This window comes from Mycobacterium sp. 48b (assembly GCF_048282725.1).
Lineage (GTDB): Bacteria > Actinomycetota > Actinomycetes > Mycobacteriales > Mycobacteriaceae > Mycobacterium.
This window is the reverse complement of record NZ_JBLVUL010000001.1, coordinates 5,112,837-5,126,137: the sequence shown is the minus strand read 5'-3', so window position 1 is coordinate 5,126,137 and position 13,301 is coordinate 5,112,837. Positions and strand designations below refer to the sequence as shown.

Sequence of the window (13,301 nt, the reverse complement as noted above, 5' to 3'; positions counted from 1 at the left end):
CTCTCGACCCGTGAAGCCGGACGGGCAACTTGTCGGTCTCGCGACAGTCTCGGTTCGGTATCGGTGCGCCTCCGACGAAACCGGCGTCCGCGTTTCTAACATCAGCCTCAATGGCAACTCAAACAACATCAGTCACACGGACCGCCGGCCTGTTGACGGTCGTCGCAGTCCTCGGGGCAACGGCTCTGAGCGCCTGCACCCCGCGGCCCGACGGGCCCGAGCCCGCTGCCGAGCAGTTCTTCGCGGCACTGGCGACTGGTGACACCGCGGCCGCCGCGGCGTTGGCCGATCGGCCCGGGGACGCCAAGACCGCCCTCAGCGAAGCATGGAACGGCTTGCAGGCCACCCGACTCGACGCACAGATCCTGGGCTCGAAGTACTCCCAGGACACCGGCAGCGTCACCTACCGCTACACCTGGCACCTGCCCAAGAACCGCACCTGGACCTACGACGGACAGCTCAACATGATCCGCGACGAGGGCCGGTGGGAGGTGCGCTGGAACGCGACCGGACTTCACCCGAGACTGGGCGAGCACCAGACCTTCGCGCTGCGGGCCGACGCCCCGCGACGGGCCTCGGTCAACGAGCGGGGCGGCACCGATGTGCTGGTTCCCGGCTACATCTATCACTACGCGCTGGACGCCAGGGCGGCCGGCGCCGCGCTGATGCCCACGGCCCGGGCGGTGGCCGACGCACTGCGCCCGTTCGACCCCGGCCTGGGCGACCCTCAGCGGCTTGCCGAACAGGCCAGCGCGTCCGCTCAGCCGATGAGCCTGATCACGCTGCGGCAATCCGACAATGACCGGATCGCTCCTGCCCTCGGGCGGCTGCCGGGCGTCGTCCTCACCCCTCAGCCCGAAATGTTGCCCACCGACGAGACTTTCGCTCCGGCGATCGTCAACGAGGTCAAAAAATCGGTGGCCGACCAACTCAACGGGCAGCCGGGCTGGCGGGTGGTCACGGTCAACCAGAACGGCGTCGACGTCGATGTGCTCAACGAGGTGGCGGGCGATCCGGCACCGTCGATCACCATCAGCCTGGACCGTGCCGTGCAGAACGCCGCGCAGAACGCGGTCAACACCACCGGCAAGCAGGCGATGATCGTCGCGATCAAACCGTCCACCGGCGAGATCCTCGCGGTCGCGCAGAACGCGGCCGCCGACGTCGCCGGACCACTGGCGACCATGGGCCAGTTCCCGCCCGGTTCGACGTTCAAGATGGTCACCGCCGGTGCCGCCATCGAGCGCGACATGGCAACGCCCAACACGCTTTTGGGCTGCCCCGGCACGCTCGACATCGGCCACCGGACCGTCACCAACTACGACGCGTTCGATCTCGGCACGGTGCCGATGTCGCGGGCCTTCGCCAATTCGTGCAACACCACCTTCGGTGAGCTCGCCAGCCGGATGCCTCCGCGCGGCCTCAGCCAGGCCGCCGCACGCTACGGCATCGGCACCGACTACCAGGTGGACGGCATCCCCACACTGACCGGTTCGGTGCCGCCGACGGTGGACCTGGCCGAGCGCACCGAGGACGGCTTCGGCCAGGGCAAGGTACTCGTCAGCCCGTTCGGCATGGCGCTGGCGGCCGCGACCGTGGCGGCAGGACGGACACCCGTGCCGCAGCTCATCGAGGGACGCCAGACCATGGTCGACCGTGCCGGCGCCCCGATCAGCCCGAAGATGATCGACGGACTGCGGCCGATGATGCGTCTGGTGGTCACCAACGGCACGGCCAAGGACCTCAACGGCCTCGGCGATGTGCGCGGGAAGACCGGTGAAGCCGAGTTCATGGGTGGCTCGCACTCCTGGTTCGCCGGATACCGCGGGGACATGGCGTTCGCGGCGCTCATCGTCGGCGGCGGCAGTTCGGAATACGCGGTGCGGATGTGCAAGACCATGTTCGACGGTCTGCCCCCCGACTACCTGGCCTGAACGGCGGTACCGTTGAACCTGCCATGACAGGGATCAATGAACAATCCGTGGACCTTCGCGTCTCGGATGCCGACCGCAACGGCACACTGCGGCGGCTGCACAATGCCGTGGCACTCGGGCTGATCGACATCGCCGAGTTCGAGGAGCGCTCGGCGATGGTGTCGCGGGCCCGTCTGCACTCGGACCTCGACGCGTTGGTGGGCGACCTGCCCGGCCCCGGAGCGATCGTCACCACCGCCACCGACCGGGTCGAGTTGCGCGGTGTGCTCGGCTCGCTGAAACGCCAGGGCGAATGGACGGTTCCGACCCGGCTGGCATTGGTGCGCCGGATGGGTTCGGTGGAGCTGGACCTGACCCGGGCCCGCTTCGCCGGGCCGATGGTGGTCATCGAGCTGGACATGAAATTCGGGTCGGTGGACATCCGGCTGCCAGAAGGGGCCAGCGCGTCGATCGACGACGTCGAGGTGATCGTGGGCAGCGCCGACGATCATCGCCGCGACGCACCGGCCGATGGCACCCCGCACATCATCCTGACCGGCAAGGTGGTGTGCGGTTCGGTGGATATCCGTGGGCCGCGGCGCAACTGGAAGCTGACGTTGCGCCGGACCTGAGGTCAGCGTGGCTCGAGCACCGCGAATGTCAGCGTCGCGCGCGCGGCGAGTCGATCTCGGGTGATGTCGGTGACATCGACCGACGTCACGATGAGGCGTTTGCCGGCCCGCACAATCTTGGCCTCCGCACGGGCGGTGCCCATGATCGGTGCCAGGAAGTGGATGTTGAGGTCGGCGGTGGTCACGTCATAGCCGACTCCGCTGGCATTGCCGGCCAGCATCCCTGCCGCGATGTCGATCAGGGTGGCGACCAGTCCGCCCTGCAGGGCGCCGCGGACGTTGGCGAGGTCGGGCCGGTTGTCCATCTCAAGCACCAGCCGGTCAGCGCTCGACTCCACCTCGCGGTAGTCCAGCAGTTGCAGCACATGAGCGGTTTCGGTCATCGTCGTGCCTCGATCATCCCCGTACGGTAACACCATTACCGGTTATCGAGAGTGTCACTCTCCTCAGGGCTCACCGCAGCGCCTCGGTGGGCACGCCGAACCGCTCCTGATAGCCGGTGACCTGGGCACGCACCTCCCCGGCGTCGAGACCGGTGTTGCTCCAGGTGTAGCGCGCACCGCCGTTGTCTCCGGGGTGAGCGGTCAGGAAGTCCCGCATGCGCTGCTCGGCCACGGGGGTGAATTCGCGGTCCAGTGCTTCGTAGATGCCGCGGATCGTGGTGAACGGGTCGCGGATGAAGTCGGCGAACTGGACGTCGACGATCTGGCCCGGGGCCAGAATCCCGGAGTCGCGGGCCTTCATCGAGTTCTCCAGTCCCACGACGATCTCCTCACGCGACTGCTGGGCACACTCGGTGATGTCGCTGTGATCGGAGGCCAGCCGCCGCAGGTGCGTGGTGAGTGCGGCGATCGAGGAGATCACGTTGAGCGGATCGCGGTGGGTCTGCACGATCAGCGCATCCGGGTACTCGGAGACCAAGGCGTCGAGCTGCCACAGATGCGCGGGGGATTTCAGCAGCCACTGCGTCGGTGCTCCGACACCAGGCACTCCGGATTGCAGGTGCTGCAGGAACATCCGGTGGTAGCGGTAGGCGTTGCGGTGGTCGGCATCATGGAGCAGCCAGCGATAGTAGGTGGGCAGCCGGTACTGGGTCGAGAAGATCATGCTGCAGAACTGCCCGGCCGAGATCCGTACGCACTCCTGCCCGACCAACGCACCCATCGGGTGATGAGCCAGCAGACCGGGCACCAGCTGCTCCGACATCTCGATGTTGGCCTGGATCTGGGCGATGCGCGGATCTGTGGCGTAGGTGCCGGGCTGCGGCAACGGCCACGGCGCGTCGACCTCCCACGTGAGCGGCGGCCGTAGCGCGGGATCCTGGGCCAGCAGGTCGAACAGGATCGTGGTGCCGGTGCGCGGCTGGCCGACGATGAAGATGGGCCGCTCGACAGGAGTGGCTGCCACTGCCGGATCATCCTTGCGCCACTGCATGATCCGAAGGCGGTGCACCAGTGGGTTGACGATGTCCATGACGGCGATCTCGACGCCCAGATCGTTGAGCCGGGCTTCGCCGGCCAGCCCGTCGGCCAGACGCGTGAGATCCTCGCGCCAGCCGTCGGGTTCGCCGAAGTCGTCGCCGCCTGCGATCTCGCAGGCTTGTGCGATCAGAGTGTCGGGATCGAACCGGTGCCGGGTCATCGCACCGTCACCTTCACCTCGGGCGCGGCCGGGTTGTCCAGCCAGCGCAGCACCACGAACCCGCGGCGACGGCCACCCGTGTCCAGCCAGTGACCGTGGCCGGAATCCTTGTTGCCGATGGCAATTCGGACCCTTCCGTCGGCACCCGGCGCGACGCCTCTATCGGTCACCGAACTGTGTCTGCGCCGCGGCTCGATGCACTCGTGCCAGATGTTCTCCAGCGTCACGTTCCAGTAGCGCGTGTCCGGCGGGGTGAACTCGAGCTGCAATGTCTCGTCGTCGGCGAGGTCGAACGTGCCGATCATGTAGAGGTTGTCCGGTGTGGTGTCCGCGGATCCCAGCGCGGCGGCTTCGGCGGTGACGAGCTCATTGGGCCGGGTCAGCAGTTCGGGCTTGATGGTGCGGTGCAGCGTCGTCAGCTTCATCAGCGTCCAGGCCATCGCGGTGAACTGCTCGGCCACCTCGGCGTCGCTCAGTGCGTGCGGGGGACCGGCGTCGAGGGTCTCGATCTGCAGGGTCGCCGGGGTCTCCGAGGCCGCGTCGCCGATGTACTCGCGCACGACGATCGAGGCCGCGTCGGCGGGGATCTGCAGCCACTGCGCGCCGTCGAGCCCGTCCGGCTGCTCGGCCGAGACGATGATCGTGAACGAGTCGCCGTCGAGCTTGAGCTCGGTGTCGCTGAGATAGCCGGCCATCCGCCGCGGAGTCATGCCGGTGCCGGCCAGCACCTGGAAACCCAGATAGGCGGTGGTGCCCCGGCTTCCGGTGATCCGGTAGGTGCGGTCGCCGCGGATCATCGCGAGCAGGTAGCGCCCGTCGGGATTGGGACCGCCGACCAGCCTGGTGGGCGAGCACATGTCGAAGAACCACGGCAATTCCGGATCGGCCTCCACGGACAGTTCCGAGCACAGGGCCGTCACCCGGGACGCCGCCCGCAGCCCGTCGAGCAGTTCGCGCTCGTCGCGGGCGTCGGCTTTCACGATCTCGGTGATGTCACCGAGCATCTTCTGGACGAAACACCAGGCGTCGAGGGTTTCCGGGGCACGTTCTTCACTCATGCGAGACACAATCTCAAATGAGACGTAGTCTCATATGGGAAATGACCGAACCGATCCCTTTGAACATCCGCAAGCGGCAGGCCACCCGCGACCGGATCGCGGCCTGCGCCGCGACGCTCGTGGCCGCCGGCGGGCTCGCCGGAACCACGGTGGAGCAGATCGCCGCCGAGGCGGAGGTCGGACGGGCCACCTTCTTCCGGTACTTCTCCTCCAAGGAGGACGCCGTCGCCGACGGGATGACCAGGCACTGGCTGGACGTGATCACCGCGCAACTGGCCGCCCAGCCCAGCGGATTGTCGGCACGCGACGCCGTGCTGGCGGCGTTCCACGACCTCGGCGACGGTTTCGACACCATCAGCGATCAAGTGCGTGAGCTGGCCGTATTGACCCGCTCGTCGCCGGCGCTGAACGCCTGGACCCTGCAGATCTACGTCGGCTACGAGATGGCGATCGCCGAGCTGGTGGCGCCCAGGTTCGCCGACCTGACCGCGGACGACGCCCGGCCGCGCCTCATCGGTGCGCTGGCGATGGCGTCGGTGCGCATCGCCCTCGACGACTGGCTCGAACACGGCGGGTCGCTGCCGCAGCGGGTGCGCACGGCGCTGGGGGCGTTGTCGGTGAGCTGACGATTAAGCTGTCCACATGCCAGTTCGTACCGCCCTGCGCCCCGGCGTGCTCTCACCGACCCTGATGGTCCCCAAGTCGATCCCTCGGCCGGAGTACGCCTGGCAGCCCACCGTGCAAGAGGGCAGCGAACCCTGGGTGCAAACCCCCGAGGTGATCGAGAAGATGCGCGTCGCGGGCCAGATCGCGGCAGCGGCCCTGGCCGAGGCCGGCAAGGCCGTCGCACCCGGCGTCACCACCGACGAGCTGGACCGCATCGCCCACGAGTACATGATCGATCACGGTGCCTATCCATCGACGCTGGGCTACAAGGCATTCCCCAAATCCTGCTGCACCTCGCTGAATGAGGTGATCTGCCACGGCATCCCGGACTCGACGGTGATCGAGGACGGAGACATCGTCAACATCGACGTCACCGCATACATCGACGGAGTGCACGGCGACACCAACGCCACCTTCCTGGCCGGCGACGTCTCCGAGGAACACCGGCTGCTCGTGGAACGCACCCACGAGGCGACCATGCGGGCCATCAAGGCGGTCAAGCCCGGCCGCGCGCTGTCGATCGTCGGCCGGGTCATCGAGGCCTACGCGAACCGGTTCGGCTACAACGTCGTCCGTGACTTCACCGGCCACGGCATCGGCACCACGTTCCACAACGGGCTGGTGGTGCTGCACTACGACCAGCCCGCGGTCGAGACCGTGCTGGAACCGGGCATGACCTTCACCATCGAACCGATGATCAACCTCGGGTCGCTGGACTACGAGATCTGGGACGACGACTGGACCGTGGTGACCAAGGACCGGAAGTGGACCGCTCAGTTCGAGCACACGCTCGTGGTCACCGAGGACGGCGCCGAGATCCTCACGCTGCCGTGAACCACGCACCGTGAGCGGGGCGCTGCTGGTCGCCGGGACCACCTCCGACGCCGGCAAGTCCATGGTCGTGGCCGGGCTGTGCCGGTTGTTGGCCCGCAAAGGCCTGACCGTGGCGCCGTTCAAGGCGCAGAACATGTCGAACAACTCGGCGGTCACCGTCGACGGCGGCGAGATCGGCCGGGCTCAGGCCATGCAGGCCCGCGCCGCCGGGCTGGCACCCAGCACCCGGTTCAACCCGATCCTGCTCAAACCGGGCGGTGACCGCACCTCGCAGCTGGTGGTCCGCGGCCAGGTGGCCGGGACGGTGGCCGCGGGCGACTACTTCACCCACCGGAACCGGCTCGCCGCGGTCGTCGCGGACGAATTGGCCTCGTTGAGATCCGAATTCGACGTCGTGATCTGTGAAGGAGCCGGTTCGCCTGCCGAGATCAACCTGCGTGCGACCGACCTGGCCAACATGGGACTGGCGCGCGCCGCGGACCTACCGGTCGTCGTGGTGGGCGACATCGACCGCGGCGGCCTGCTGGCCCACCTGCACGGCACCGTGGCGGTCCTGGCTCCCGAGGACCAGGCGCTCATCGCGGGATTCATCGTGAACAAGTTCCGCGGCGAACCCGCCCTGCTGCAACCGGGGCTACACCAGCTGCAGGAGCTGACCGGCCGGCCCACCTACGGGGTGATCCCGTTCGACGACGGAATCTGGCTCGACACCGAGGATTCGGTGTCGGTCCGGCCGGGCGGCATGGTGGGCACACCGCAACCGCCGCGTGGCGCGCAGACGCTGACCGTCGCCGCCGTCAGACTGCCACGCATCTCCAACTCCACCGACATCGAGGCGTTGGCCTGTGAACCGGGCGTCGCGGTGCGGTGGGTCGCCGATGCCGCCGACCTCACCGGTGCCGACCTCGTGGTGATCCCCGGCAGCAAGGCCACGGTGAGCGATCTGGCCTGGTTGCGCCAACGCGGCCTGGCCGAGGCCATTCTCACGCACGCTGCGCAGGGCCGCCCTGTGCTCGGTGTGTGTGGCGGGTTCCAGATGCTGTGCCGTCGCATCGACGACGCCGTCGAGGCCGGGGCAGCCGGAGCCGTAACCGTCGAAGGCCTGGGTCTGCTCGACGCCGACATCGAGTTCGCCGTCGACAAGACGCTGCGGCACTGGGAAGAACCCTTGTGGGGCTATGAGATCCATCATGGCCAGGTGACCCGCGCGACGGACGAGGACTGGCTGGGCGTCGGGCTGCGCCGCGGCGCGGTCTACGGCACCCACTGGCACGGCTTGCTGGACAACGACGAGCTGCGCCGCGCCTGGCTCACCGAGATCGCCGCCGGCGCCGGGCGTGGCGGGTTCGTGGTTGCTGACGACATCGATGTGCGGGGCCGGCGCGATGCCCAGCTGGATCTGATGGCCGACCTGCTGGCAGCCCATCTCGACCTCGACGCCGTGCTGGACCTGGTGCGACATGGTGCGCCGTCCCGGCCCACCATGAGCACTGCGCTCCTCGCCCCACCTCGGTAACCTGGGCAGATGATTCGGCGCCATCGATCGGTGGCAGCTTTGTTCGGGCTGGTCGCCCTGCTGACGGTGACCGGCTGCGCTCCGGTGATCGCCGGCTCGCCCACGTGGCCCGGCGCCACGCTGGAGAAGGTGTTGCTGACGCCCGCCGATTTCCCGCCCGGGGTGCAGTTCGATCGGGTCACCGATGACGGCGCAGGCCCGGGCGGATCGAGTGGACCGCCGCCGATGTTGTCCACGCCGGCCGGCTGCAGTGACGGGTTGACCAGGGTGATCGCCGAATCCGCCGAGCGCGGCCCCGGCAGTGCGGGACAGATCGTCGTGGCCTTCGACGGGGCGCGCATGGTGTTGACCGTGCTGACCTCGCCGCTGCCGTTGGACCGGCTGGCCGCCACGGCCGAGCGGTGCGCACAGTTCTTCACCTACTTCGATCCGTCGGACAGCGGCATCCCGATGACCACCACCAAGCTGGCGGCGCCGCGTGCGACGGCGTTGGCCTATCAGCAGACGATGCGACTGGGCGCCGGCGAGCAGAGCATCTTCTTCGCCTTCGAAAACGTCGGCAACTGGGCGGTTTTCGGCATTGCCTTCCCCACGCAGGATCCGACGATCGTTGCCAAAGGTGCATTGCCGCAGACATTTCTGGATGTTTTCGGGATGCAGGCCGAGCGTCTGGCGGCCCGCTGACGCGGTCGTCAGGACAATGCTGATTCCGGCCCGCCCGAGGCTACTGGACGGTAGGTTGTCCGAATGCTTACCACCGTCGCGACGATCGACGGATACACCACACCCGTCGACGTCTCGGGGCCCGACAAGGGTTCCACCGTGGTGGTGCTGAGCGCCGGCCATCACGGGCCTGCCGCCTACGAGCCGATCTGCAGGCGGTTGCACACTGCTTCACTGCGCACGGTGATCATCGGACCCGATCCGCGGCTGACCGCCAAGTCGGTCGTCGGCATCCTCGATTCGCTCAACATCAAGTGGGCTTTGCTGGTAGGCGACCGCCTCGGGGGAGAACTGGCCTGGGAGCTGGCCGCCACCCGGCTCGACAAATTCATCGGGTTGGTGGTGGTCGACCGCGGCCATCCCCGCGTCGCCGACGCCACGGGAGTGATCCGCGACGACGATTGCCCACCGGTGGAGATGAACACCACCGTGCTCGTCAGCACCCCCGCGGCCCGTGCCGTCGCCAAGGCCAGCCAACGCTATGTGTATGGCGACTTCCGGCTCGTGGAGATGCCGGGCCGGCGCAACGCCGGTGACTCGACCGCACAGCTCGCGGCCGAGATCGTGCTGCGAACCAGCAGTTGGTGACCTGCGCTCAAATCCAGGACGCCCACGGTTTGTCACGCTGGAGTGGCTCCGGCCGCCGAGTGTCACGCTGGAGTGACAACGCGGGGTATGCGCGCGCTCAGTCAGCCGCCACAGGCGCTCAGTCAGCCGCCTCCGAAGGCGTCCAGGCTTGCGGCAAACCCGGCTGCTGCGGGAACAGGAAATCCACGAACGCGGCGGCCGTGGGTTGCGGCTCGTGATTGGCCAGGCCCGGGCGTTCGTTGGCCTCGATGAAGACGTACTCGCGGCCGGTCACGTCGGGGACCAGCAGGTCGATGCCCGTCACCGGGATACCGATCGCCTCGGCGGCGGCCACACCCACCCGGCACAGCTCGGGGTTCACCTCGGCGGTGACGTCGTGGATCGTCCCGCCCTGATGCAGGTTTGCCGTCCGTCGCACCCGCAGCCGCTCGCCCTCGGGCAGCACGTCGTCGAATGACCATCCGGCCTCGGCGACCGTCCCCTTGGTGACGTCGTCGATCGGGATGCGCGATTCTCCGCCGGTGGCGGCCGCGCGGCGGCGCGACTGCGTCTCGATGAGCTCACCGATGGTGTGTCTCCCGGTACCGACGATCTCGGCGGGCCGGCGGATGGCGGCGGCCACCACCTTGCCGTTGATCACCACCAGGCGAAGATCGTCGCCGGCGGCGCGCTGCTCGATCAGCACCTCCGGGTACTGCTCGCGGGCCCGGTGCAACGCCGCGTCGAGTTCGTCGCCGCCGTCCACCCCGACGGTGATGCCCTTGCCCTGCTCCCCGCGGGTGGGCTTGACCACCACATCGCCGACCTCGGCCAGAAACTCGTGGTCCTCGTGGTCGAAGGTGGCCAGCCGGCCCTTCGGCACCGTGATACCGGCGTCGGAGACGATGCGCCGGGTCTGGCGCTTGTCGTCGCAGCGGGCCATCGCCACCGCAGAAGTGAACTCCGACAGCGACTCTCGGGTGATGACTGTGCGCCCGCCGTGGGACAGCCGCATCTCGCCCGCGCCCGCGTCGAGCACCTCGACCCGAATACCCCGACGCATCGCCTCGTCGGCGATGATCCGCGCGTACGGGTTCAGATCGTCGACCGTCTCCGGCGGATGGGTGAACAACGGCTCGTTGATGGCGTTCTTGCGCTTGACGGCCAGCACCGGCACCCGGTGGAAGCCCAGCTTCTCGTACAGGGCGATCGCGGCGGAATTGTCATGGGCCACAGACAGATCCAGGTAGGCCCGGCCCCGTTCGCGGAAGATGCCGGCCAGCGTCCGGGTCAGTGCATCGCCGACCCCGGGCAGCCCGGCCGCCGGGTCCACCGCCAGGCTCCACAGGCTCGACCCGTCCTCCGGGTCGGCGAACAACCGCTTGTGGTCCACACCGGTGACGGTGCCCACCACGGAGCCGTCGTCATCGCGGACCGCGACCAGATAGACCACCGCGGGAGTCAGGGTGTGGTTGTGCCAGATGACATCGACGGGTGCGGGCACCATCCCGCACCGTACGTACACCCGGTTCATCGCGTCGGCGTCGCTCGGTGTCTGCAGGGTGCGCACGGTGAACCCGACGGGTTCGGCCGCGGCGAGGTCGTCGGTGAACCGCAGCCGATAGGTGTGGCTCGGGTCGATGAACAACTCGGCGGGGGAGCGGGCGATCAGTACGTGCGACTCGCGCGCATAGATGCAGATGTCGCGCCGGCCCGGACCTTCCTGCTGCAGCACCTCGGCGAGTTGCTCGGGATCGGCGAAGGTTTGCCCGAAAATCAGGCGACCCCAACCCAATTCGAGCACCACATCGTCGGCCATGGCATCGACGAGGTGCTGCGGTGAAGCATCGTGCAGGCCGAGCGTGATCGCCTCGGTGTGGTCGGACCCCAACGAGGCGGCCGACGCGTCATGGTCGGTGGCGGTCACGCCGCGGACCCCGTCACCCCGTGGCGCTGCAACCACAATTCGAGCAGCGCGATCTGCCACAACTCATTGCCCCGCAACGGGGTCAGTCTGCCGTTCGGGTCGGCCAGCAGGCGATCGACGGCCTCGGGACGGAACAGGCCGCGCTCCTTGGCCTCCGGCGCATACAGCGCATCACGGACCATGTCCAGATACGGCCCTTCGAGGTGGGTCAACGCCGGGACTGGGAAGTATCCCTTCGGGCGATCGATGACCGCCGCCGGAATCACCCGGCGCGCAGCCTGTTTCAGTACGCCCTTGCCGCCGTACGCGGTCTTCAGACCCGGCGGGCAGGTGGCGGCCAACTCGACGAGTTCGTGATCGAGGAACGGCACGCGGCCTTCCAGCCCCCACGCCATGGTCATGTTGTCCACGCGCTTGACCGGATCGTCGACCAGCATCACGGTGGTGTCCAGACGCAACGCCCGGTCTACGCCGGTCTCTGCGCCCGCCGCGGCGAAGTGGTCGGTGACGAACACCCCGCTGGGATCACCGTCGGCCCGGTATCCGTCACTGATCAGCGCGCCCACTCCGGCGCTGTCACGGTCGAAGAACGCGCCCCGGTAGCTGGCCACCGAGCCGTCCAGACCGGCCGCGCCCGGTTCGGCCATCGGCGGATACCAGTGGTAACCGGCGAAAACCTCGTCGGCGCCCTGTCCGGACTGCACCACCTTGACGTGCTTGGCCACTTCCTGGCTGAGCAGATAGAAGGCCACGCAGTCATGGCTGACCATCGGTTCGCTCATCGCACCGATCGCACCGTCGAGCGCCGGCAGCATGCGGTGGGTGTCGATGCGGATCTGGTGGTGGTCGGTCTCGAAGCGCTCGGCGATGATGTCGGAGTATTTGAACTCGTCGCCGGCGACCCCGCCCACGGACTCGAAACCGATCGAGAAGGTGGACAGGTCGTGCTGGCCGGCCTCGGCGAGCAGCCCGACGATCAGAGACGAGTCGACGCCGCCCGACAGCAGGCATCCGACCGGCACGTCGGCGACCAACCGGCGCTCGACCGCTCGCCGCAGCGAGGCCAGTACCGCGTCCTCCCAGTCCCTTTCCGACCAGTCGGCCCGGTCGGCGTTGCGGGTGAAGTCCGGCGACCAGTACACCGTGGTGTGCCGGCTGCCGTCGGGTTCGATCGCGACCACCGACGCGGGCGGCACCTTCTTGATGCCCTGCAGGATCGTCAACGGCGGCGGAACCACCGAATGGAACGTCAGGTAGTGGTGCAGCGCGATCGGGTCGATCCGAGTGTCGACTCCACCGCCGGCCAGCAGGGCGGGCAGCGACGACGCGAACCGGATCCGGTGGGCGTCTTCGGTGATGTAGAGCGGCTTGATACCCAGCCGGTCCCGGCCCAGCAGCACTCGGCCGGTGTCCCGCTCGACGATCGCGAACGCGAACATCCCCATCAGGTGCTCGACGAAGCGGTCACCCCAGTGGTGGTAGGCCTTGAGCAACACCTCGGTGTCGCTGTGCGAGAAGAAGCGGTAACCGTGCCCGGACAGTTCCCGGCGCAGCTCTTGGTAGTTGTAGATGCAGCCGTTCCAGCAAACGGTCAATCCCAGTTCGGGATCAACCATGGGCTGGGCGCCCGCTTCGGTCAGGTCAATGATTTTCAGGCGGCGGTGACCCAGTGCGACCCGGCCTTGCGACCACACACCGGCCGCGTCCGGACCCCTGGGTGCCATCGCGTCTGCCATGGCCGACACCGCTGAAATATCCGGCGTACGGCCATCGAGACGCACCTCCCCGGCGGCTCCACACATCAGTTCGACCCTACACAGGATC

The 13,301-nt window shown here is 68.1% G+C and carries 12 protein-coding genes; 7 read left to right on the top strand and 5 right to left on the bottom strand.

What is annotated here, in order from left to right:
- The first annotated feature begins 110 nt into the window (after nt 1-110).
- Together ACNQR1_RS25020 and ACNQR1_RS25015 are read left to right on the top strand one after the other, a co-directional pair.
- On the top strand, nt 111-1,934 hold the full coding sequence (locus ACNQR1_RS25020) for a penicillin-binding transpeptidase domain-containing protein (RefSeq protein WP_418048356.1): 1,824 nt from the start codon (nt 111-113) through the stop codon (nt 1,932-1,934).
- Nucleotides 1,935-1,957: 23 nt separating this feature from the next.
- Nucleotides 1,958-2,545: a DUF1707 SHOCT-like domain-containing protein gene (locus tag ACNQR1_RS25015; protein ID WP_418048355.1), complete on the top strand. Its 588-nt coding sequence runs from the start codon at nt 1,958-1,960 to the stop codon at nt 2,543-2,545.
- A 2-nt stretch (nt 2,546-2,547) separates the two neighbouring features.
- On the opposite strand, the gene ACNQR1_RS25010 is transcribed toward ACNQR1_RS25015, so the two are convergent.
- From ACNQR1_RS25010 to ACNQR1_RS25000, 3 genes are all read right to left on the bottom strand, one after another.
- On the bottom strand, nt 2,548-2,928 hold the full coding sequence (locus ACNQR1_RS25010) for a PaaI family thioesterase (RefSeq protein ID WP_418048354.1): 381 nt from the start codon (nt 2,926-2,928) through the stop codon (nt 2,548-2,550).
- A 70-nt stretch (nt 2,929-2,998) separates the two neighbouring features.
- Entirely contained in the window at nt 2,999-4,186 is a 1,188-nt protein-coding gene (locus tag ACNQR1_RS25005) for a sulfotransferase family protein (RefSeq protein ID WP_418048353.1), read from the bottom strand.
- On the bottom strand, nt 4,183-5,244 hold the full coding sequence (locus ACNQR1_RS25000) for a DUF1214 domain-containing protein (RefSeq protein ID WP_418048352.1): 1,062 nt from the start codon (nt 5,242-5,244) through the stop codon (nt 4,183-4,185). Before ACNQR1_RS25000 ends, ACNQR1_RS25005 begins: the two co-directional genes overlap by 4 nt.
- Before the next feature lie 41 nt (nt 5,245-5,285).
- On the opposite strand from ACNQR1_RS25000, the gene ACNQR1_RS24995 reads away from it, so the two are divergent.
- The 5 genes from ACNQR1_RS24995 (at nt 5,286) to ACNQR1_RS24975 (ending at nt 9,571) form a co-directional block, all read left to right on the top strand.
- A complete protein-coding gene (locus ACNQR1_RS24995) occupies nt 5,286-5,870 on the top strand; it encodes a TetR family transcriptional regulator (protein ID WP_418048351.1) in 585 nt (194 codons plus the stop codon).
- Nucleotides 5,871-5,886: 16 nt separating this feature from the next.
- Nucleotides 5,887-6,744 carry a type I methionyl aminopeptidase gene (gene map, locus ACNQR1_RS24990; protein ID WP_418048350.1) on the top strand — a complete coding sequence of 286 codons (858 nt, stop codon included), beginning with the start codon at nt 5,887-5,889 and terminating at the stop codon, nt 6,742-6,744.
- A gap of 10 nt (nt 6,745-6,754) precedes the next feature.
- Entirely contained in the window at nt 6,755-8,260 is a 1,506-nt protein-coding gene (locus ACNQR1_RS24985; protein ID WP_418048349.1) for a cobyric acid synthase, read from the top strand.
- A 9-nt stretch (nt 8,261-8,269) separates the two neighbouring features.
- Nucleotides 8,270-8,944, top strand: a complete 675-nt coding sequence (locus ACNQR1_RS24980; protein ID WP_418048348.1) for a hypothetical protein — start codon at nt 8,270-8,272, stop codon at nt 8,942-8,944.
- A gap of 63 nt (nt 8,945-9,007) precedes the next feature.
- Nucleotides 9,008-9,571: an alpha/beta fold hydrolase gene (locus tag ACNQR1_RS24975; protein ID WP_418048347.1), complete on the top strand. Its 564-nt coding sequence runs from the start codon at nt 9,008-9,010 to the stop codon at nt 9,569-9,571.
- A 118-nt stretch (nt 9,572-9,689) separates the two neighbouring features.
- Here the strand turns inward: ACNQR1_RS24975 and ngg are convergent, their stop codons facing one another.
- Nucleotides 9,690-11,477: an N-acetylglutaminylglutamine synthetase gene (gene ngg, locus ACNQR1_RS24970; RefSeq protein ID WP_418048346.1), complete on the bottom strand. Its 1,788-nt coding sequence runs from the start codon at nt 11,475-11,477 to the stop codon at nt 9,690-9,692.
- Entirely contained in the window at nt 11,474-13,279 is a 1,806-nt protein-coding gene (locus ACNQR1_RS24965; RefSeq protein WP_418048345.1) for an N-acetylglutaminylglutamine amidotransferase, read from the bottom strand. The genes ngg and ACNQR1_RS24965 overlap by 4 nt, the downstream gene beginning before the upstream one ends.
- Between the last annotated feature and the right edge of the window lie 22 nt (nt 13,280-13,301).

Coding starts and splice junctions, on each gene's coding strand:
- ACNQR1_RS25020 (WP_418048356.1), top strand. CDS start 111: ATGGCAACTCAAACAACATCAGTCACACGGACCGCCGGCCTGTTGACG.
- ACNQR1_RS25015 (WP_418048355.1), top strand. CDS start 1,958: ATGACAGGGATCAATGAACAATCCGTGGACCTTCGCGTCTCGGATGCC.
- ACNQR1_RS25010 (WP_418048354.1), bottom strand. CDS start 2,928: ATGACCGAAACCGCTCATGTGCTGCAACTGCTGGACTACCGCGAGGTG.
- ACNQR1_RS25005 (WP_418048353.1), bottom strand. CDS start 4,186: ATGACCCGGCACCGGTTCGATCCCGACACTCTGATCGCACAAGCCTGC.
- ACNQR1_RS25000 (WP_418048352.1), bottom strand. CDS start 5,244: ATGAGTGAAGAACGTGCCCCGGAAACCCTCGACGCCTGGTGTTTCGTC.
- ACNQR1_RS24995 (WP_418048351.1), top strand. CDS start 5,286: ATGACCGAACCGATCCCTTTGAACATCCGCAAGCGGCAGGCCACCCGC.
- map (WP_418048350.1), top strand. CDS start 5,887: ATGCCAGTTCGTACCGCCCTGCGCCCCGGCGTGCTCTCACCGACCCTG.
- ACNQR1_RS24980 (WP_418048348.1), top strand. CDS start 8,270: ATGATTCGGCGCCATCGATCGGTGGCAGCTTTGTTCGGGCTGGTCGCC.
- ACNQR1_RS24975 (WP_418048347.1), top strand. CDS start 9,008: ATGCTTACCACCGTCGCGACGATCGACGGATACACCACACCCGTCGAC.
- ACNQR1_RS24965 (WP_418048345.1), bottom strand. CDS start 13,279: ATGTGTGGAGCCGCCGGGGAGGTGCGTCTCGATGGCCGTACGCCGGAT.